This window comes from Bacillus cereus group sp. MYBK139-1 (assembly GCF_051916915.1).
Classification (GTDB): Bacteria; Bacillota; Bacilli; order Bacillales; family Bacillaceae_G; genus Bacillus_A; species Bacillus_A pacificus.
On record NZ_JBQAHO010000001.1, the window covers coordinates 1,854,666 to 1,877,386 of the forward strand.

Here is a 22,721-nt window from a genome sequence, read left to right on the forward strand (position 1 = left end):
AGGGTTGTGACCTTTTCATCCACCTATTGTGAAAGAATGACGGCAGGTTCCTGTTAGGAACGATCTGTCCTTGCATACTACCATTCATCCAAGTCAGTAGTATGCAAGAGGTTATAAGAAATAAACCAGTACCCCCCTTCTCATTTAAATTTTAAATACGAATTGTTGATTGTTCATATAAACAGTTTTGTGAAGAATGCTCCACAATTTCCAATTATGATATTCTTTCCACGTTTGAATTGTTTGTAACCATTTTTTATATACTTTTTGCGTATTCTTTTTACTTTCTTCCATGGAAGCAACAAGAATACGCAGTTTTGTTGTAATTTGGTTTTTTAATAATAATATAAATTCTTGTGGTAATTGTTCTTGCAATTCTAATCCACGTCTTGCGATCGTGAATGCGGCTGCTTCATGAACGCTAATACCGAAATTTTTACTATATTTTAATTTTCCGATCACACTTGTATAAGCGGGGTTTACTGTTTTAACAGAAAATCCGTTACGAAGAGCCATACGAATTAAACTGTTCAACATCTTTTTATACGTAAATTGATGGAAATTACGATTACTGTATTTATCAGTATCATGAGATTGTTGAAACTTTAAATCTTCTAAAACAATTCCACCTACATTGTTTTCCAATAACCATGTTTTAATTTGTTGTACGATTTGTCCAATTATCGTTGCGCGTTTATTTGTTGAAAATGTATTCAGATTGTGTAGATAAAAAATTTTTGAACCTTTAAAATTACCTTGTTTTGTACATAAACTAACTGCAATTCGATCCGGATTCACATCGATCCCTGCAATTAAATCAGATTGTGGTGTTTCTTTAAAATCTAATACACGACCTATTTCCGTTTCGTCAAACGTAATATTTACATAAAATTCATTTTGTTTACGAATGATTTCTACACTATATTTTTGATGCTCTATAATCGGTTTTCCTTTTGAATTTACACCGATTTGCTTTCCCATAACGACATTTGTAATTTGATGATAAAAACGATATGGAATCATAATCGGAACTTTGATTCGTGGGCTTTTTGTTTTTCCATTTGTTCGTCCTAATGGATTTGCAATTTCTAACCATCCTTGCCCACAGTCATCAACTGTAATGCGCATGTTCAAATTCCCTTTTTTGCTTTTATCTCCACGAGAATATAATTGTCGTGTACGCAAATCTTTCCATTCTTGATTGGATATCTTGTTTTTCATTCTTTCATAGAAATTTTTCCTCCCACCAAAAATAATAGGAGGTAATGTTTCATTTTTAATATGTTTTGCATACGTTTCTATTCTTTGCTCTAATTTTTGTTTTCGTTTTCTTAAACCAATTAAACAAGTTTCTAATAAAACTTGTTTAGGTCTTTTTTTACCACTTTCATAATCATCTATTTTTTGTAACGTCTTTTCTAACTTTTTTTGATTATTTTCTAGGTAAACAGGAAGAAGTTCTTTTTGAGAGAAAAGGATCGTTTGCGCTTGTAAAATCGCATCTTCACAAAAACGTTTATTTAACAAATATTTAGGTTGTAGTTTTTTTATCAATTCTTTCTCGTTTTCGCCCTCAATCAAACGATTAAAACTATATCGTTTTGCACTTTCGAACGTACGGATCAAAGTAATTAAAGCTTCCGTTTGTTCTTTTGTAATAGAATTGATTTTACAAGTACGTGTTGTTTTCATCCTTTTCCCCCCTTTTCATCACCTGAAAATATTATAGGTTGAATTCTGTAAAATATAAAACCTGTAATTGTAAATTTTTATAGTTTTTTATAGATTCTTATTTACTGTCATTAACTCCTTTAACAAATTATTACATAAAAAGAGATATAAAAGAAAGAAACCATTAGTAAAACTCACTGTAAACCATTCGTTTACACAGTAAAAAAGAGAGAATAGCTCTATATTTAAGCTATTCTCTCTCTTCTATTAAAATAGATGAATGTTTTCTTTCTTGCAAGCTTCACGTAAATCGTCAGGCCATACAGAAGATTGAACTTCACCGATATGTGCTTTACGTAAGAAGTACATGCACATTCTCGATTGTCCGATACCACCGCCAATTGTTAATGGTAGTATGTCTTCTAAAATACCTTTATGGAAATCATACTCACGTTTGAAGTCTTCACCTGTTTTCGTTAACTGCTCATCAAGTGATTTACTATCAACACGAATTCCCATTGATGATAATTCGAATGAAGATTGTAGTACTGGGTGCCAGAATAAAATATCACCGTTTAATTTCCAATCATCATAATCAGCTGCGCGTCCATCATGCTTTTCACCTGAACGAAGTGCATCACCAATTCCGATAATGAAGACTGCACCGTGTTCTTTTGCAATTGCATGTTCACGATCTTTCGGTGTTAATTCTGGATATTTATCTTCTAGTTCTTGAGAAGTAACGAATACAATTTCTTCTGGTAAATACTTCCCAAGGAACGGATACTTTTCAAATAAGTGGTCTTCTAAATCTTTGAATATTCCATAAATTGTTAGTACTGTTTTTTGTAAGTAATCTACAGTACGCCATTCTTTTTGAACGATTTTTTCCCAATCCCATTGGTCAACGTAAATAGAATGTGTTGCATCAAGTTCTTCATCACGACGGATCGCGTTCATGTTTGTATATAAACCTTCACCAGCTTCATATCCATATTCATGCAGTGCAAATCGTTTCCACTTCGCTAGTGAGTGCACAATTTCTAATTCTTCCCCTGAGTGTAACATATCAAATTCAATTGGACGTTCTACACCGTTTAGATGATCGTTTAGTCCTGATTTTTTCGTTACGAATAATGGTGCAGATACACGGAATAGTTCAAGTCGTTTTGCTAATTGATCCTCGAAAAATGTTTTAACTTCCTTAATTGCGATTTGAGTCTCTCTTACTGTCATTAATGATTGATACATGGTGGTTTCCTCCTAAAATGTTTGGATGTTGTGAAAAGAAGCCAACAAAAAAAAGCCCTTCTTCCCCAAAAAACTGGGACGAAAGGCTTTGGTTCCGCGGTACCACCCAAATTAGCAACAGAGGTTGCTCACTTATACAATACGGAGATGAAATATCTCGATACTGTTCTTCTTGTAACGGCGAAGTTCCCGGCTAAGTCTACTTTCCTGTCAAGGATTTCGGTTAGCAACTCCAGGAGGTTCTTCATAATAGGCTTCGTATCAGGCTCACACCACCCCTGACTCGCTTAGACTACGTCCTACTACTACTCGTCCTTTCATAGTCGTTTTGTTGTCACATCTCTGAAACATTTTATTAATGATTATTCTATACAAAAAATAAATAAAGTCAACAAAAAGTTTTAAAATATTTTTCAATTCTTTATTTTACGGCTTTATTGATTGTTTCCAATATACCTTCTTTACTTCTTTTGTCTGGGCATTCCAAAAAACGTTTCACTAACAGAAACTAACATATATACAACAATTAATGTAATCGTCCGAAATATAGAATCCGCAGTATTTCGTATTATTTTCATTTTCTTTGTAATTCCTTTCAGTTTACTTGCAAATTCATGATATACTATAGCATTCAAGCAGTTTGTTTTTACTTAAAACAAACATAGTCATTTATAAAGAGTATTTTCTAAATCATTGACTATTATCAAATAAGATTTTTATATAACGGAGTGATTATATGAGTAAAACGAAAGCAAAACCGAAAAAAGGTGTAGGACAAGGTACAGGAAGTAAAGGATGGAACCGTTGGCAATCAAGCGCAAAGAAAAAGAAAGCAGCAAAGCCATACAAAAGTAAAGGTACAAAGAAATAATTGAAATAACATTTGATTTCTTTACTTTGTACAAAACAAAATATAATTATTACAACAAAAAAGCTATGCCCTCATACATTTGAAGGCATAGCTTTCTTTATTAGATCATTAAAATATCTCGAATTTCTGCCTCCGTGATGGATGATAATTTCTCTTCTCCCGGCTCAATCACTTCAGCGATTAAATGTTTCTTACTCTCTTGCAGTTCGTGCATTTTTTCCTCAATGGTTCCGTGTGCTACTAATTTAATAACTTGTACTGTATTTTTTTGCCCCATTCGATATGCCCGATCTGCTGCTTGTTGTTCAACAGCTGGATTCCACCATAAATCGTATAATATAACCGTATCAGCGCCTGTTAAGTTAAGACCTGTACCACCAGCTTTTAAAGAAATGAGGAATAGGTCTCCTTCTCCTTCGTTAAACCGATTACATAGTTCTACACGTTCTTGCGAAGGTGTATTCCCGTCTAAATAAAAGTATGGAATTGCTTGACGATTTAATTCACGACCAATAATGGACAGCATCTTCGTAAATTGAGAAAAGATTAAAATTCTCTTACCAGTGCTTCTACATTCCTCTAGTATGTCTAACAGTTGCTCGAATTTAGCTGAACTCCCCTTGTAATCATCAACGAATAAAGCAGGATGATTACATATTTGTCTTAATCTCGTTAAGCCAGCTAAAATTCTAATTTTATTTTTACGTAACGTATCTTTGTCTAAATGCTTTAATGTTTCTTCCCTTAATTTCGCTAAGTAAGCAGCATATAGTCTCTTTTGATCTGGTAATAACTCCGATGACTGTAAATGCTCTATTTTATCTGGAAGCTCTTGTAATACATCCTCTTTTAATCGTCTTAATACGAACGGTTTTACGCGCTTTGCAATATCTTCACGCCTTAAATCACCGAATTCTTTTCTTCCTGGTAATAATTCTGGAAATACGACATGAAAGATAGACCATAGCTCTTCTAATGAATTTTCGACAGGCGTTCCCGTTAGTCCAAAACGATATTCAGCTTGAATTGTTTTCACTGCTCTTGCAGTTTGGGTTGTAGGATTTTTAAACGCCTGTGCTTCATCAAGAAATAGTGTATGAAATGGCCTCGCATACGACCTTACATCTCTTCTCAGTAATGGATATGACGTAATGACGACATCAAATTCCGCTACGTCTTTTAAGATTTTTCGTCGTTCTGTTTGATTTCCATCTGCAATAACCGCTCTAATATGTGGGGCGAATTTTTTCAATTCACTAAACCAATTATAAACGAGCGAGGACGGTGAAACGACTAATATAGGCAGCTTCTTCTCCCGAATTTCAGGCAAAACAGAATCTATATAAGCAATACTTTGCAGCGTTTTTCCAAGTCCCATATCGTCTGCTAAAATACCGCCAAAACGGTAATAGGCGAGTGTTTTCATCCATTCGAACCCGTATACTTGATACTCTCTCATTACAGCATGTAAAGTTGGCGGTACTGTAAACTTTAACTTTTTCGGATTTTGAATGCTTTCAACTAAATCTTGAACAGACTCATCTAAACTTAAAACATTACCTTCATGTAGTCCATTCATCCATTTTACACTCCGAATAAGCGGAACATTCACTTCTTCCCCATGTAAAAATTCTTTTCGAATACCTGATTCCTTTACAAACTGATTAATTTCATTAAACTCTTTGCTCTCTAGCGATAATAAAGAACCATTCGCAAGCCGATAATATTTCCGTTTTTCTTCAAGAGCCGCTAATACACCTTTAATTTCAGCTTCCGGTATTCCTTTTATATCAAAACGAAATGACAACCAATCAATTCTTTCTTTCCTTCTCACTCTAATAAGTGGCGCTGTATCCCCTTTATGAATGCGTAATTTGATTGCTGTTGTCGCGTAAATATCAACTAAACCTTTTAACGTTGGAACAATGTGATATAAAAAGTTATACTCAGCTTCTTCATTATGCATAAAGTAACCGCCTTCTGTTTTCGCAAAGGCACTTTCACTCATAATGTCTAAAATCTCTTTTTCCTTTTTCTCATCACGATTAAAAACAGAAGGTTGCCCGTCTTCTTCTAGCGGATTAATCACGACGTTTCCATAATGAAATTCAAGACCTGCTAGCAAACGATTTTTCACTCGATCTAAATATAGCTTTGCTTTTAACGACGGCGTTTCAACACGATCGGATATGACTTCATCAATGCGCACTGTTCCAAGTTTCATTAATCCAGGCACAACTTTCGCTACGAAATGTTCCATCTTATTTTCAGGAATATAAAACTGATTGCTATTTGAGCGACTCATCATTTTTTGCAATTCAATAAGTCGCATACAATCTTCCATAGGTAAATGATATAATTTCCCATCGTAAAGAGCGTTGTTATACATCTCCATAACTCGAACACGATTTAGACCGTCTATATGAAGGGTAAACCCGCCATTATTCCCTTTCATAAACTCAAAATGTAATGGCAATAACCCTTTTGAAATGTGTAATCCCTGGAACAGTTGCTCATTTTGGTTCAACTGTACATACTCGGCTCTAGAAAGTGCAGAGAGCATATCATTCCATGAAGCTGGCGGTATAAATATCATACTTTCATCTTGTTTCGCATGTACTTCTAGTGCATCTTCATACATTTTTTCGTTATGATATATTTTAATAAGTTGTTGTATAATCGCGTCTGTTTCTTGTTTAAAACTGTGTACATCTGGCGTATATGTAAATTCATTGGAACAATGAAAAGCCTCTCTCTTCTCCACTTTAGAAAGAAATTCTCTAATATGATTTATAAAATATGTTTTCGCAAGTTTTAACTGAATTCCAAGAAGAGCCCCACCGCTTTTCTTCGCTACTGGTGAACATATAAACGCAACATCTAATATTTCACGTGTATCAAACCGATGTTGTTTACTTTTTGGCCTCAGTGGTTTGTCTGCAAATAACTGAAACATCCCGTTTGTTAATTGATCATTTCTGCTACTAACAGAGCCCATTCCACCCGTTTGTTGGTTATAATTTATTTGTATTAGTACGGCTGCAACATGTTGACAGTACGTTTGAAAAGACGCTAATGAAGGACAACTACATCTCGCAACAACATCACCTTTTTTAGCTTTTTCTACTGTAACACGAAAATCCTCGTTCCCTTTTACTGTCGCCTCACAAATTTCTTTCGTTTCATCATAGTAATTCACGATTACTTTATTTGATTTATAATAAGCTTCGCCTCTTTTATATGAGGTTTCTCCACATACTTCTTTAATAATCGATTTATTTAATGTAAAACTCATTGTTTTAACACTTCCTTAATGTAAAACCATTTTCTCTTACTTAACATTTTACATGCTTCACGAGAAAATATAAAATGTTGATTTAACAAAAAAAGATGCTTATTTATAAGCACCTTTTCACTCTATCTCTATCAGTCGTTTCGCCTCAAAGTACAACACTTGAATAAATTTTTTCGTATTAATTCGTATATGTCCAGAAGTCGCTACCCCATCCTTTGTCATTTCTGTCATCCGTTTTCTAACTACAGTGAAATCAAAAAACTTCGGAGCATAACTTTCAAATTTCGGATTTGAAAAGTCTGTTAATCCAAGGGAAGCTAAATGATTCAATGATTGATAAATCGCTCTTCTTACACGTTGTTCAGATGCTTTTTTCTCCTTCTCTATATCTGCATCTGAAGCTAGTCCCCCTAATTTTTTCAGTGTAATTTGGTGGAAAATATCTTTTAACGCAGGAAATCCAAATTCAAATGTTTGCGCCTTTTCTTGTCCGTATAAATATTCCAGCATACTAAGTAAATCTTTACTTCCGTTCTCTCCCGCAATACCGAGTTCTGATAGTAAGAAGCGTCCTGAATCTGATATCTTTTTCCCTTCTTGCACTGTTTCACTACGCATTTGTGGCTTTTCCCACTGAAACACATTATTTAATGATTTTTGAATGTCATATATAGAGCGTTCCAAACGAATACGCTCTATCACTTTTCGTACAACAGATACTACTTCTATTTTGTTTAGTGGTTTTGTAATATAATATTCTACACCAAGTGTATATGCCTCACCAATGAGCTGTTTCGATTCAACTTGAGAAATCATAATAATTTTTCCAGTAAATGAAGACGCTATATGACGAACTGTTTCAATACCGTCCCTCATCGGCATGAGTAAATCAATAAATAAAATATCCACTTTTTTATAATTTAGCTGTTCTGCTTCAACAAAAGCTCCATCTTCCGATTCTCCAATTACTTCCCCAAGATCGCCATCCTCAATAATTTGCGAAAGCATCGAACGGAAAACTTCATCATCATCTACAATATAATAAAACAAACCTATTCCCCTTCCCGCTTTAAACTGCACTCCGGTAAACAAACGATAAACTTACACCCTTTCCCATTTTCATTGCCTTCTAATCTTACTTCTCCGCCGAGCTCTGTTACCATTTCATCTATGTAAGAAAGTCCAATACCTGTGGACGGTGTTCCTGTTTGATCATACTTTGAAGTAAACCCGGGCTTAAATACTAATTTCTTATACTTTTGCGCAATACCAGGGCCATCGTCAATTACTTCAAAGATTACATGTTGCTCTCGTTTATATAACTTAATACGAATGAGGCCTCTATCTTCAATTGCTTCAACTGCATTCGCAACTAAGTTATTAAAAATTGATAGTACTGTATACACGTGATATGCAGCATGCTCGCCTCCTATATGTTTAGAGAAACGTATATCTTTCTCTAGCATTTCAGCATACTTTTCATTTATTCTTACAATCATTTCTGTAAGCTCATGACCTTCTACGTACTCAGCCACATTTTTATCTAATAACAGTTTAGATAATCCTGCAAAAATCCTTTGATTATCTTTTTTTATTTCATGCACTTCTCCTGCTATTTTCAATGCAGTTTTACCATTCGAATGATCGCTTACTTGTAAATTCCGATATAATTGATACGCTTCTTGTGTAATTAATTCTGCATTTTGTAACGTTTTTTTCAAATGAACAGATTCTACATATAAATTGGATAAGTGCATTAACATTTTTTCATTTTCTTTTCGCACTTGTGATTCTTTTAATTTCGTTTCATATAAATTCATCATATTTAAAAAGCCAAGTGCAAAAAAGCTACGAAAAATAGCAATAATGATGAGTTTATTTACTTCAGAAATTGTTATTGTTGTACCTAGTACTAAAATGTGATAAAACGCAAGTTCCGACATACTTGCAACAATTTCAATTGAAATTCCAAGACATCCAATAATAATTGGTCTCTGATGAAACTTATTCACCCTACAGAGTGAAAAAAGACTTCCATAAATAAAATAATAAAAAAACACAGGATAGCGCAAATAAAATGATTCTGTCATATGAAATGAACCTTGCATGACCCAGTCAAGACATACGCGGAATAAGACTACACATATACCAACAACAATACCTGCAACTCCTGCTGGTATTCTTCTTAAAAATAGTAATAAAAAGAAGAATAACGGCGTACCAAAGCTAACGCGAAACGTATCATTAAAAGGATGAAAATTAAGCTCTCCAGCAATCGGAACAACAACCATTAATATAATTAAAAGGGATATGTCTTTCTTCCATAATTGATTCCAATTCAAAGGTGCCACTTCCTATATTCTTTTTTCAATAATAAAAGTGAAAGCCCGCTTATATTTATAAACGGGCTTTATTTCTATATTCTAACCTTTTCTACCGCTTTTATTTGGCGATACTCAGGCTCCCAGATTGCTTCTTTCACTGCAATCTTGATATCGTTATCACTTAAGTTCTCTCTAGCAACACCTTCTGCAACAGCAACTTTCGCTACTTCAATTGCTACCATTTCCGAGATATTACGTAACTCTTCAACTTCTGGTAAAATAGGTGCTCCTGGCTGACTTGTATCTACCATGCTCGCAACTGCTTCAGCTGCTGCTGCGAACATCCCATCCGTCATGACGCTTGCACGTACGACAATTGTTCCAAGACCAAGACCTGGGAAAATAAGTGCGTTATTTGATTGTCCAATCACATACGTTACACCGTTGTATGTAACTGGTTCAAATGGACTTCCTGTTGCAACTAACGCTCTTCCTTCTGTCCACTTGATTAAATCGGCTGGTTTTGCTTCAGCAAGTGGCGTCGGGTTCGACATCGGTAAAATGATTGGTCTTTCTACGTGAGAAGCCATTTCTTTAACAATCTCTTCTTTAAATGCGCCTGCAACAGTTGATGTACCGATTAAAATTGTCGGTTTTACATGTTTCACAACTTCAGCAAGTCCGATTACACCATTTTGCTTCCACTCACTTACTTCCGCTTCTTTTCTTGCATACGGCATTTGGAAATCAAGAAGATCTTTCATATTATCTGTAACTAATCCGTTACGATCAATACACCAGAAACGCTTATACGATTCTTCTTCTGATACACCTACGCGGACCATTGCATCTCTAACTTGATCTGCGATACCGATTCCAGCCGTACCAGCACCAAATACAACAACGCGGTGTTCACTTAGTGGTACACCCGAAGCTTTCACTGCCGATAGCACAGCAGCAAGTGAAACTGCACCTGTACCTTGAATATCATCATTAAACGTACAAATATCATGACGATATTTATCTAAAATTTTTCGTGCATTTCGAGAGCTAAAGTCTTCCCAATGTAAAAGTGCTTTCGGGAATTGTTTATTTACCGCTTGTACAAATGTATCAATAAACTCATCGTAAGCTTCACCTGTTATACGAGGGTGACGATTTCCAATATAAAATGGATTGTTTAATAGTTCCTCACGATTTGTACCTACATCTAAAATTACCGGTAATACACGACTAGGATCGATTCCAACCGCGGCCGTATAAACAGCTAATTTTCCGATGGCGATGTTAATACCACCAACGCCCCAGTCACCAATTCCTAATATACCTTCCCCATCAGTTACAACGACTAAATCAATATTTTCTGCTGTTGCACCAATATTGGCGAACGCTTCTTCAATACCTGACCGATCGTTAATTGATAAATACACACCACGTGGTTTACGATATTCATGACTATATCTTTGAATCGCTACACCGACAGTTGGTGTATATACGATTGGTAACATTTCGCGTAAATGATCTGTTAAAATACGATAAAATAATACTTCATTTCGATCATGTAACGCTGTTAAGTATACATTCTTTAATAAATCATCCGGCTGAGAACAAAATTGTTCGTATGCGCGGCGTGCTTGTTCTTCCAATGTTAAAACTGCTGGCGGTAATAACCCTTTTAAACCTAATTCTTCTCTTTCTTCTTGCGTGAAAGCGACCCCTTTATTTAAAAGTGGTGTTGATAATACTTCTACTCCTCTTAATGTCGTTTCTAATGAACCATTAGAAGCTACTGTAAACTTACTCATAACATCCCTACCTCTATTCATATATAGCATTTCTATATTGTAAACAAAAAAGAGGGGCTTGTCCCCCCTCTTCTTTTAATTTTTCTTTAAAAGAGTTGCTCCTGCAATCCCTGGGTGTGTCATTTCGAATGGATCTAGAATTAATTCTAAGTCTTCTTGTGACAGTACACCATTTTTCACACAAAGTTCTCGAACGGATTGCCCTGTCGCGATTGCTTCTTTTGCAACGCGAGCTGCTGCTTCATAACCGATATGAGGGTTCACGGCTGTAATAATTCCTACACTCTTCTCAACATACTCTTTTAAGCGATCTTCATTCGCTTCAATTCCTTTTAAGCAATTATCTGTAAAGGCACGGAAACCGTTATTCATAATGCTAATTGATTGAAGTAAGTTGAAAACTAGTACTGGTTCCATAACATTTAATTCTAATTGTCCCGCTTCTGAAGCAAGACAAATTGTATGGTCGTTACCAATTACTTGGAATGCAATTTGATTAATTACTTCTGGCATAACAGGGTTTACTTTCCCCGGCATAATAGATGAACCTGGTTGACGAGCTGGTAGCATAATTTCTGCTAAACCAACACGTGGACCTGATGCCATTAAGCGAAGGTCATTCGCAATTTTAGACATGTTCATCATACATACTTTCAGTGCTGCTGATACTTCAGTGTATGCATCCGTATTTTGCGTTGCATCTACTAAGTCTTCTGCACCAACAAGTGGTAGTTCACTAATTGCAGCTAAATGTTTTACAACCGCTTCAATATATTCTGGATCTGCATTTAAGCCTGTACCAACTGCAGTTGCTCCCATGTTCACTTCATATAAGTGTTGACGTGATTGCTGAATTCGTTTCATATCACGTTCAAGCACACGAGAGTACGCTTTAAATTCTTGCCCAAGACGAATTGGCACAGCGTCTTGTAAATGTGTACGACCCATTTTAATTACATGATCGAACTGTTCTGCTTTTAATTCAAATACATCGTGCATATAGCCCATCGTTTGTAATAAACCTTCTAATGCGTTTAATGTAGCGATATGAATCGCCGTTGGGAATGCATCGTTTGTGGATTGCGCCATGTTTACATGACTATTTGGACTAATATAATGATAGTCTCCCTTTTCCATTCCTAATAATTCAAGAGCACGATTGGCAATGACTTCATTTGCATTCATGTTCATTGAAGTACCTGCTCCGCCTTGGATTGGGTCTACGATGAAATGATCATGCCATTTCCCGTCAAGAATTTCTTGAGCAGCTTCTGCGATTGCGCCGCCCTTGTTCAATTCCAATCTTCCTACATCTGTATTCGCAAGCGCTGCAGCTTTTTTTACAACTGCGAATGCTCTAATTAAACCTTCATGAATTTTGTATCCTGTAATTGGGAAGTTTTCAACTGCACGCATTGTTTGTACGCCGTAGTATGCATAGTTTGGTACTTCTTTTTCACCTAAAAAATCTTTTTCAATTCGAACACCATTTTTAACTTCAGTTAATGTTGCCATACTTATTCACTCCTTAACGATTTCTTATGCTGCTTTTGTTTCTTTGACTGTTTCTACATATTGTTTTGCTTTCTCATTATCGAATTCGCCTTCCCACTTCGACATAACAATGGCCGCTAATGCATTCCCTAATACATTGACAGATGAGCGAATCATATCTAAAATGCGGTCAATCCCCGCAATTAACGCGATACCTTCTAGTGGTAACCCCATTGAACCTAACGTTGCTAATACAACAACGAACGATGCACCTGGAACTCCCGCCATACCTTTGGATGTTAACATGAGAACGAATAATAACGTTATTTGCTCTGTCAGTGACATGTGCACACCGTACATTTGTGCAACAAATAATGCCGCTAACGCTTGATAAATAGCCGATCCAGTCAAGTTAAATGTATAACCTGTCGGAATTACGAAAGAGGCAACTGCCTTTGGACAACCGAACTCTTCCATTTTTCTCATTATATTGGGTAAAACAGCTTCTGAACTTGCTGTCGTAAATGAAAGAATAAGTTCTTCTTTTAAAATTTTCATTAACGTAAAAATGTTTACGCCAACCATTCTTGCATTTATACCTAATACAATCACAACGAATAGTATAACAGTTACGTATACAGCTAGCACTAGTTTTCCTAAAGGAAGTAGTGTTGCTACACCAAATTTTGCAACTGTAACAGCAATTAATGCGAATACACCAAATGGTGCAAATTTCATAACTTGATTTGTAACCCAAAACATCGCTTCGAGTACACCTTCAAAGAAGTTAAAAACAGGCTTTCCTTTTTCCCCAATTGCTGCAACTCCTAAACCGAATAATACTGAGAAGAAAATAATCGGTAATAAGTCACCTTGTGCAATCGATTCAAATACGTTTTTCGGTACGATATGAACAATCGTCTCAGCGAATCCTTGCTTCTCTGTAGCATCTGCTGTTTGTTTATAAGAAGAAATATCACTTTGCTGTAAGTTATTCATATCAACGCCAGTACCCGGCTGGAATATATTCGCCGCAAGTAACCCCATTAAAATAGCGATTGTCGTAATGATTTCGAAATAAAGAATTGTCTTCCCGCCTAGTTTCCCAAGCTTCTTCATATCGCCTACACCAGCTACTGCAACAATTAATGCTGAAATAACAATTGGTACTACAATCATCTTAATTAAGTGAATAAATATATCCCCAATTGGTGTAATATAAGAAATCGCCGTTTTATTGCCATAAAAGACTGCCCCTACTACAATCCCTAAAACAAGCGCGACAAAAATTTGTGTTGCCAATCCGAATTTTTTCATTTATGTTCATCCCCTTCATGCGAACGCTTTCAATTTGAATTTATAAAAGCTACTCACACATCTTATAAGCGAACCTACAAAATCATACAAAAACCTACAAGTTCGTCACAAAAAATTCAAATATTTTTCTTCTTTTTTTCATTGACACCATTTTGTTAAAAAACTATAAAATATACTTGATAAGTAATCAGATTGTTTTGTATAATCAAAAAGATATATACTTACAACAAATCAAAATGAAAAGGAGTGGATGATATGAAAAATTATGTGCAAAAATTCGTTCTATCTTCTTCTTTTCTTTTTCATTTTCTTAAAAAGGAACAAAGGCATTCGCCTTTGTTCCTTTTTTATTGCGATCTATATAGGGGGAATTGTTATGAGGCCATATAAACGTGTCTTAATTAAATTAAGCGGCGGTGCACTTGCCGATCAAACCGGAAATAGCTTTAACTCCAAACGATTAGAACATATCGCAAACGAAATTTTATCCATCGTTGATTTAGGTATTGAGGTATCTATCGTCATTGGAGGCGGGAACATTTTTAGAGGTCATCTAGCGGAAGAATGGGGAATCGATCGTGTAGAAGCTGACAATATCGGTACGTTAGGTACAATCATTAACAGCTTAATGCTACGCGGTGTTTTAACAAGTAAAACAAATAAAGAAGTGCGCGTTATGACTTCCATCCCGTTTAATGCTGTAGCTGAACCATACATTCGCCTACGTGCAGTCCACCATTTAGATAACGGGTATATCGTTATTTTTGGAGGTGGTAACGGGCAACCGTTCGTTACGACAGATTATCCAAGTGTTCAAAGGGCCATTGAAATGAATAGTGATGCAATATTAGTCGCAAAACAAGGAGTAGATGGCGTCTTTACTAGTGATCCAAAACATAATAAAGCAGCAAAAATGTACAAAAAACTAAATTATAACGATATTGTTAGGCAAAACATACAAGTAATGGATCAAGCCGCTTTATTACTTGCCCGTGATTATAATTTACCAGCACACGTCTTTAACTTTGATGAGCCTGGAGTAATGAAAAGAATTTGCTTAGGTGAACATGTGGGGACGTTGATTAATGATGATGCTTCATTGCTCGTGCATGAAAAATAATTATTTCTCATAAAAAAGGGGTGTCTATAAAAGACCCCCTTTCTTTAAACTTTAGAAATAAAAATCAGCCAATCCCCCCAACTTTTCCTTACAACGCTCCCAAAACGATAACTTCTCAAAAAATTCTTTCGTCATTTCTTTTGAATTATGAAAATCCTCCGTTAACGCCTCATTAACTTGTCCTACAATTGAACCACCATGAATATACAAATTCATTTCATCATTTATATTGAAACTTCGCGAAGTAAAATTTGTCGTACCAATAACAGTTAGTTCATTATCAATAAGCATTAATTTGCCATGAAACATCCCTTTTTTATAACCATATACTTTAATTCCATTATTAACAGCTTGGCGAATATACGGATACGCCGCCTCTTTAACAAGAGGAATATCTGGTTTATATGACCAAAGTATTTTTACAGTAACTCCACGTTTTTGTGCTTCCATTAAAGCATTCATTACTTCTTTATTTTTGGCTATAAAGTAAGGTGTTGTAATGACAATTGAATGCTTTGCTTCTTTTATTAATTCTATATATTTTTCAGCGACGTGATGTCCATTGTAACTAGCCATCGTATGTAATGTATTCCCTTTACTCGCTTTATTCGTACTTCTTTTTATCTCTTCTTTCGTATCTCGTTTCCAATCTAAAGCGAATTGTTCTTCTAAATCTTTTGCTCCTTCTCCTCTAAGTCGCACATGATAGTCACGCCAATATCCAAATCGTTTATCTTTTCCTAAGTACTCATCCCCTATATTAAAACCACCCGTATAACCAATCTCTCCATCAATCGTCGTAATACGGCGATGATTACGATGGTGAAGTGAATAAAACCCGAATGGTAATTCAGGTTTTCTACTATATGTAAAACGTACACCACTTTCCCGCAATTCACTTATCATCTTTCTTTCAAATGATAAATCATTAATCCGATCCACTGATAAATAGACGTTTACTCCTTCTTTTGCCTTCTCTTTTAATAAATTTAAAAAAGTATGGCTACTTTTATCATCTGACAAAATAAAAAAGTACGTATAAATAGATCTCTTCGCCTCTCTTATATCAGTAAATAACTGTTTATAAAATGACTTCCCTTCTACATATAATTGAAAGTCACTATAATGAGGTGCATACTCTGTCGGCATGTTTTTCCCGGCTTCCATTTTTCTACCTAAGGTAACATCGATATGCATGCAAATTAAAATAAAAACAACAATAGCAACAATAATAGAAGTAGCTCGCAATATTTTTTTAATCATTTTGATTTCCTTCCGCTCAAATTACATTCTACTCTGTAGTGTTTCATTTAAATATATTTTCATACGGAATGTATTTCTTCATTTTCATCGATGTTAAACAGGTAAAGGAGCGAAGAATATGAGAAAAGGAAAAACACCTATTGTTTTTGTCCCAGGACTTTTCGGTTCAATGAATAATATTATTATTCCGGGTACTGGTGATTGGAGCTTCGGACTATCTGCATTTGTTTATGAGCCATTTATTTTGATGTTAGAAAGTATGGGCTATGAACGAAATAAAAACCTATTTATTTGTTTTTATGACTGGCGTCAGCGGATTATTTTTTCTACAAAAAAATATTTATTACAAACGATTGCTTATGCTAAAAAAATTACAGGGCGCGATAAACTAAATCTAATCTGTCATAGTATGGGAGGACTTCTTGGACGTTCTTACGTTCAAAGTGAAGAATATAAAAATGATGTAAATCAACTTATCATACTCTGTACACCAAGCGCTGGATCTCCGGCAAATTATAGTTATTGGACTGGAGGTAGTCTCCCTGTCCATGCCTCTTCTAAAATAAATATCGTTCATTTTTATATGGAACAATACATTCACTACTTAAGCACCTTATATAACATGAATACAGTTGAGGCGATACATCTTTACTTTCCAGGATTACAAGATGTTATTCCGTGTAAAGATTACGGGAATTATTTATTTATAAAATCTGGATCTTCAATTACATTTATTCCTTATAGTAAAATGAAAACGAAAAACCCTTTCCTCGATACTTTAAATAAAAATAGATTTATGATACAAAAAAGAAATATTGAAACTACACTCATTGCTGGAGATGGAGAGGAAACCATTCAATATTTACAAGTCGTTCCTTCATATTCTAATCTGAAATGGACAGACGGCAAAGTCGTCGGTGATATGCTGACAAAACATGGTGACGGAAACGCTATTTTACATAGCGTTTTTCTCCTAGAGGGAAATGAATGTGTTGTGCATGCTTCACATAACGAAGTGCTCTACAAAAGCATTCCTATATTACAAAAGATACTCTAAATTACACAAAAAAAGGTGTAGCACTACGCCACACCTTTTTTTGTTAAACAAAGTTCCTCGCATCATTATTTCTCCCGAATTTATAAATTGCAATTAAGAAGAATGCAATCGCAAAGGCAAATAAAATTAAAATGTTTAAATACAACTCAGAGAATGGAATTCCTTGCTGTAGTTTTGCTATCGTGTCTAATAACCAGCGCTGCGGAAGAAAATTAGCTACTTTTTGTACTGCATTTGGCATAATGTCGTACGGGAAATAACATCCAGCAAGCAAACATGTTGGTACTATCACTAGATTTTGCATTGCATTTGAAGCAGCTGAACTTTTTGAAAAAGACACAATGACTAATGATAAACCAATTGCAATTAAAGCGAATATCATAAGCACACCAATCATTACTATGAAAGGCATATTAATATTTGTATGAAAAACATTCGTCATAAATAGTACTGCAATTACAATTTGCAATGTTAATATCATCATATTTACCGCGACATTAGATAATATAAATTTCTTTCCGTCAATTGGTGTTGATAATAATCTAAAGTACGTTCTATTCTCTTTTTCTTTTAAAATAAATCCAGATAAGTTCACTGCTGAAAACAGCATAAACATAATAAGATAACCCATCGTTTGGTTTGTCATATCTTTATTTTTCGAAGTATCTTCTAGCGTCTCCGTTTTCATTTTAAATGCACTTTTTTGATACCCTACGTACATAGTATCAAATACACTTTGATCTGTTCCTGCTACTTTACTAATAGCTGCTACATTATCAATATAGTTATATAAATATGATTTTATAAATGCTGTTACTTGATCACCTTTAATTGATGCAACTTCTATATGATCTGGCTTCCCTTCTCGAACACTTTTTGAAAAACCAGATTCTAATGTAATAACCCCATCAAGTTTTTTAGAAGTGAGTTTATCTTCTACTTCAGACTCCTTAATCTTACTGACACTCACATTGTTTAATCCTTCTAAAAACTTTATCGTATCATTTGCTATCGGCTCATTTTCTTTATTTACAATCCCGATATTTAACGCACCTTGCCCCGCATTTCCGTATATCGAAAAAGAGATGAGCGTCCCGATTATTGGCAAACTAATAATAATGAATAACCCTTTTTTATTTTTCAAAAGTACAGATAACGTTTTTTGTATGAGCCATAAAATATCTTTCATACTATAGCCCCTCCCGTCTACGTAATGCAATAATTGCAATGAATAAAAAGAGTGCCGAAATTCCAAGGTTTAAACCTATTACCGGCAGTGCTGCCCCTACATCATTCGCATAAATAATTTTCATAACAGCTGTATTTGCCCACGTTAATGGTGATAAATTCGTAACGAAATTTTCTTCTATTACGAAATATGCACCGCCAAAAATAGAAGCTAATTGCACTACCACCATAATAATTGCTCTAGACGATTCAGGTGTTTTGGTAATATATCCAATCCCTAAACCGAAGCTAATTGCTAGAAAGACTTCTGTTAATAAAATAATAAATATAATTCCAAGATGATCGCCCCAATTCGCTTGAAAAACAAATTTACTAAATAACATGACAAGCAATATGCACAGAGCATTTGCTACTAGGCTCCCAAGTACTTTTCCAATGAATATTTCAGCCTTACTTATAGGCGCAGCAATGAGACGATCTCCTGTTTTACGTATTCGTTCTCCTCGAATTAAAGAACTGGCTCCCATCGCTGCATATAGCGCAATCATCGTCGTCATTACAACTGCATAGTAATCCATAGAACCTGGCTTTTTCGCAGCTTGTAAAGATGTTTCTTTTATATAATCATTATGATTTCCATTTGAAATAACTGCGCTCACCTTACTAGGATCTACTTTTGCAACTTCGGCTGCTACATTGTACTTATCAACAAATGTTGTTAGCATGCCTTCCACAATACTTCCCTCAATACTACTTTTGTCACTTCCGTACAATTTTGCGCCATCTTTATTTAATTCTACATAAGCAGCATATTTATTTTGCTTCACTGCTTCCTTCCCATCTATACCTTCAGAAGCTTTTTTAAAATGAATACCCGATTTATCAACTTCTTTCGCAAATGCTTCAAATGCTTGAGAAAACGTGCTACTCGCTTCATCTTTATATAGCACCTGTATATCTTTAATTGAATGACTATCACTATTAAATGCGTTTGTTAATGCTGTACCTAACACAAGCATAAGCACAATCGGAAAAGCTAACATAAAAACTAAAGTTCTTGCGTCTCTGAAATCTCTTTTCATATGCATAATTGCAATATTAAAGATGTTCAATTGATGAACCTCCCTTTACCTTTTCTTCATTTACTCTTTATTTATCTCGTAAGTTTCTTCCAGTTAACGTAAGGAATACCGTTTCTAAGTTAGGAGCCTGCTCCTCTAACGAACGGATTTCAATGTCATGATTAATGAAGTGCTGAACAATTTTATTTAAATTATTTAATCCTGCATCCGAGTTTACTTTAATTACGTTCTCTTCAATTTGAACAGCTTTCACTCCATTTATCTCTTTTAACTGTTCTATATCTAAATTTTCTACTGACTTCACTTCAATCCAAATATCTTTCGTATCGGTAATAATTGCTTTTAACTGCTCTTTCGTTCCTTCTGCAATCACTTTACCGTGATCTACTATAGCTATTTTCGTACAAATCTCTTCTACCTCTTCCATGTAGTGACTCGTATAAATAATCGTACTTCCCATTTCGTTTAATTTCCGAACAGACTGCAGGATATAATTTCTTGACTGTGGATCAATTCCAACTGTCGGCTCATCCATAATAATTAACTTCGGTCTATGAGCAATTGCACAAGCGATATTCAGTCTTCGCTTCATCCCACCAGAAAAGTTCTTTGGATAGCTTTTCTTTTTGTCACTAAGTCCTACAAATTGAAGAGCTTCCTCGACCCTAGCTTTTAATTCAGCTCCTCGTAATCCGTACAATCCAGCAAAGAATTTCACATTTTCATAAGCTGTTAACTCTTCATAAATCGCAATATCTTGCGGAACGATACCGATATTCATCTTCGCAAATCGATTATGTTTCTTTATATTTTTTCCTAGTATGCTAATTTCACCTTCATTACTTCTTAACAAACCAGCAATCATGTTAATTGTCGTACTCTTACCAGCACCATTCGATCCTAAAAAGCCAAATATTTCTCCTTCTTTAATAGATAAAGACATATTATCAACTGCGATGAAATCACCAAATTTTTTCGTTAAATTTTTAATTTCTAAAGTATTCATCGTTTCACCCCTATTTCGGTTTCTCTGCTTTTAGTATAAACAAAAAGAATGAACCTGCTCAGTGCAGAAGTTCATTCTTTTCACATGAGATTATTCACTTTTTTCATATGAGATGATTCATTCTCATATCGGTAGCAACATTGTTACTGAAAAACCACTTGTTCCATCTACTATAATTTTACCGTTTACAGACGCCGTTCGTTCCTCCATCCCCATAATACCGAGACCTTTTTTAACAAGCATTGCACCTTTTCCATTATCCTTCACTTGTACCTTTACCATCTTGTTAAGTACATGAATATCGATTGAAATGACTGTCGCATCAGCATATTTCATCGCATTTGTTAATGCTTCCGTGACATTTTCACCGATAATCTTCCACTGTATAGGAGAAATCATATCTAAGTTCCCTTTATAAACGAAAGGAATATTCACATCATGCTTACCGGCAAATTCCTCTATGAATAATTTCATACGATGAATACCAATTTGCTCAGTTGGTGGCTTCATATTTTTTAATGTAATCCGAATGCTTTCAATTCCATCTTTCGAAATATGAATTGCATTTTGTAATAACTCAGCAGATTTTTCTTTATCTATCGCCATTAATCTCTTTGCTGCTTCCATTTGAATAAGTGCACCTGTCATCGAATGGCCAATTTTATCATGAATTTCTTGAGAAAGTCGATTTCTCTCTTCTAACTTAAATGTGTACTCTGATTGCCTTATGTACTCTTTATTTTCATTTAAGCTTTTCGTCAGCCGCTGCATATTTTTTCGCATCTTATCATTTTGTGATTCAAGCTTTAATACGCGCGATATATACCGTTCTGCCATCGTTAATACGAGGAAAGAAAATGCAACAATTAATCCATATGTCATTCGAATGCTTTCATTTGTAAATATAATAGGAATCATCATAATGATAAAGAGTTGCCATTTCTTCTCTATATAACGAAATATAATTTCATATAAGTTCAATGGTAAAAACAAAATGAAAAACGGATGAATCTTCCATGTAAATAACATAACTAAGCCAATCGACACAGAAGTTACTATGTTTTTGTACGTATCTTTTTTAAATATAGAGATTAGCACGTTTACAGAAAGATATAAAAGCAAAGTAAGTATAATCCATGGTAAGTTCTCAACATTTAAATACATGTAACTAAACACAATATATATAAAGACAATTAATTTACTTACAATTAACCAAAATTCCATATCTTTAATCAACTTTCCCTGTTAAATAATAAATCGCGATTTGTGTACGATGTTCCAGTCCAGTTTTCCCTAAAACTGACGTAATATAATTTGCAATTGTTCCTTCTGATATGAAAAGTTGCTTCGAGATTTCTTTATTCGAAAAGCCTTTTGCAATTAATGCGATAATACTCAGCTCTCTTTCAGTAAAAAGACTTTTATCTATTTTACATTCTTCCTCTTTACTTTCCATTAAATTAGACTTAATTTTATCGAGAACTACATCTTGCATAACTGTTTGACCGTTATATACTCCTTTTATCGCATCACGAATACGCTCTGGATCATTATTTTTTAATAAATAACCTTTTGCCCCGTTCTTCACTGCGTCCAAAATATATTCATCATCATCGAACGTCGTTAAAATTAGCGGTTTCGTTTTCGTCTCTTCACAAATGAATTTCGTCGCCTCTACCCCGTTCATATTTGGCATGCGAACATCTAAAAGGGCGATATCAACGTCGTTCTTTTTGCAATATTCCACTGCTTCTTTCCCATCATTTACTGTATCTACTACTTCGAACTCTTCATATGTATTTAAAATAATTTTCATGCCTTCTCTAATAAAAGAATTATCATCTGCTATTAATATTTTAATTTTCATGTTTGTTAGTATGGACATTCCCCTACTAACACTCACATCCTTTCTCCCTGTAACATTTCCTACTTGCTCATTATATACTTCTCTTTACCATTTTTTCACACCTTTTTTCA

Annotated in this window: 17 protein-coding genes and 1 other annotated feature; of the genes, 3 read left to right on the top strand and 14 right to left on the bottom strand. The window is 34.8% G+C overall.

What is annotated here, in order from left to right:
* Positions 1–144: 144 nt before the first annotated feature.
* Positions 145–1,692, bottom strand: a complete 1,548-nt coding sequence (locus ACTFRS_RS09440; protein ID WP_440023716.1) for an IS200/IS605 family accessory protein TnpB-related protein — start codon at positions 1,690–1,692, stop codon at positions 145–147.
* A gap of 246 nt (positions 1,693–1,938) precedes the next feature.
* Complete coding sequence (gene asnA / locus ACTFRS_RS09445; protein ID WP_061657015.1) at positions 1,939–2,922, bottom strand: aspartate--ammonia ligase; 984 nt, start codon at positions 2,920–2,922, stop codon at positions 1,939–1,941.
* A 71-nt stretch (positions 2,923–2,993) separates the two neighbouring features.
* Positions 2,994–3,252: a binding site (T-box leader), on the bottom strand.
* A gap of 406 nt (positions 3,253–3,658) precedes the next feature.
* Between asnA and ACTFRS_RS09450 the strand changes: the two genes are divergently transcribed.
* Positions 3,659–3,793 (top strand): DUF3934 domain-containing protein, encoded by a 135-nt coding sequence (locus tag ACTFRS_RS09450; protein ID WP_000047591.1) that lies wholly within the window; start codon positions 3,659–3,661, stop codon positions 3,791–3,793.
* A gap of 100 nt (positions 3,794–3,893) precedes the next feature.
* Here the strand turns inward: ACTFRS_RS09450 and ACTFRS_RS09455 are convergent, their stop codons facing one another.
* The 6 genes from ACTFRS_RS09455 to ACTFRS_RS09480 form a co-directional block, all read right to left on the bottom strand.
* Positions 3,894–7,088 carry an SNF2 helicase associated domain-containing protein gene (locus tag ACTFRS_RS09455; protein ID WP_440023715.1) on the bottom strand — a complete coding sequence of 1,065 codons (3,195 nt, stop codon included), beginning with the start codon at positions 7,086–7,088 and terminating at the stop codon, positions 3,894–3,896.
* Between the two features lie 117 nt (positions 7,089–7,205).
* The gene (locus tag ACTFRS_RS09460) at positions 7,206–8,138 is read right to left on the bottom strand and encodes a response regulator (protein ID WP_242294090.1); all 933 of its coding nucleotides are present in this window, start codon (positions 8,136–8,138) and stop codon (positions 7,206–7,208) included.
* Between the two features lie 2 nt (positions 8,139–8,140).
* Entirely contained in the window at positions 8,141–9,439 is a 1,299-nt protein-coding gene (locus tag ACTFRS_RS09465) for an ATP-binding protein (RefSeq protein WP_440023714.1), read from the bottom strand.
* Between the two features lie 65 nt (positions 9,440–9,504).
* Entirely contained in the window at positions 9,505–11,217 is a 1,713-nt protein-coding gene (gene malS / locus ACTFRS_RS09470; protein WP_440023713.1) for an oxaloacetate-decarboxylating malate dehydrogenase, read from the bottom strand.
* A gap of 75 nt (positions 11,218–11,292) precedes the next feature.
* Complete coding sequence (gene aspA / locus ACTFRS_RS09475; protein WP_000224205.1) at positions 11,293–12,732, bottom strand: aspartate ammonia-lyase; 1,440 nt, start codon at positions 12,730–12,732, stop codon at positions 11,293–11,295.
* 24 nt (positions 12,733–12,756) lie between these two features.
* Positions 12,757–14,028 (bottom strand): cation:dicarboxylate symporter family transporter, encoded by a 1,272-nt coding sequence (locus ACTFRS_RS09480; protein ID WP_000713289.1) that lies wholly within the window; start codon positions 14,026–14,028, stop codon positions 12,757–12,759.
* 376 nt (positions 14,029–14,404) lie between these two features.
* Between ACTFRS_RS09480 and pyrH the strand changes: the two genes are divergently transcribed.
* Entirely contained in the window at positions 14,405–15,148 is a 744-nt protein-coding gene (pyrH, locus tag ACTFRS_RS09485) for a UMP kinase (protein ID WP_001248049.1), read from the top strand.
* A 51-nt stretch (positions 15,149–15,199) separates the two neighbouring features.
* Here pyrH and cls read toward each other — a convergent pair whose 3' ends face one another.
* Positions 15,200–16,411 (bottom strand): cardiolipin synthase, encoded by a 1,212-nt coding sequence (gene cls / locus ACTFRS_RS09490; RefSeq protein ID WP_139867831.1) that lies wholly within the window; start codon positions 16,409–16,411, stop codon positions 15,200–15,202.
* A 118-nt stretch (positions 16,412–16,529) separates the two neighbouring features.
* Between cls and ACTFRS_RS09495 the strand changes: the two genes are divergently transcribed.
* Positions 16,530–17,468 carry an esterase/lipase family protein gene (locus ACTFRS_RS09495; RefSeq protein ID WP_139867833.1) on the top strand — a complete coding sequence of 313 codons (939 nt, stop codon included), beginning with the start codon at positions 16,530–16,532 and terminating at the stop codon, positions 17,466–17,468.
* Positions 17,469–17,511: 43 nt separating this feature from the next.
* Here ACTFRS_RS09495 and ACTFRS_RS09500 read toward each other — a convergent pair whose 3' ends face one another.
* From ACTFRS_RS09500 to ACTFRS_RS09520, 5 genes are all read right to left on the bottom strand, one after another.
* Entirely contained in the window at positions 17,512–18,657 is a 1,146-nt protein-coding gene (locus ACTFRS_RS09500; RefSeq protein WP_242294088.1) for an ABC transporter permease, read from the bottom strand.
* Between the two features lies 1 nt (position 18,658).
* On the bottom strand, positions 18,659–19,768 hold the full coding sequence (locus tag ACTFRS_RS09505; protein ID WP_139867837.1) for an ABC transporter permease: 1,110 nt from the start codon (positions 19,766–19,768) through the stop codon (positions 18,659–18,661).
* A 37-nt stretch (positions 19,769–19,805) separates the two neighbouring features.
* Positions 19,806–20,744 (bottom strand): ABC transporter ATP-binding protein, encoded by a 939-nt coding sequence (locus ACTFRS_RS09510; RefSeq protein ID WP_098299115.1) that lies wholly within the window; start codon positions 20,742–20,744, stop codon positions 19,806–19,808.
* Positions 20,745–20,867: 123 nt separating this feature from the next.
* Positions 20,868–21,968, bottom strand: coding sequence for a sensor histidine kinase (locus ACTFRS_RS09515; protein ID WP_139867839.1), 1,101 nt, complete (start codon positions 21,966–21,968; stop codon positions 20,868–20,870).
* A 4-nt stretch (positions 21,969–21,972) separates the two neighbouring features.
* The gene (locus ACTFRS_RS09520; protein WP_000694106.1) at positions 21,973–22,611 is read right to left on the bottom strand and encodes a response regulator transcription factor; all 639 of its coding nucleotides are present in this window, start codon (positions 22,609–22,611) and stop codon (positions 21,973–21,975) included.
* Between the last annotated feature and the right edge of the window lie 110 nt (positions 22,612–22,721).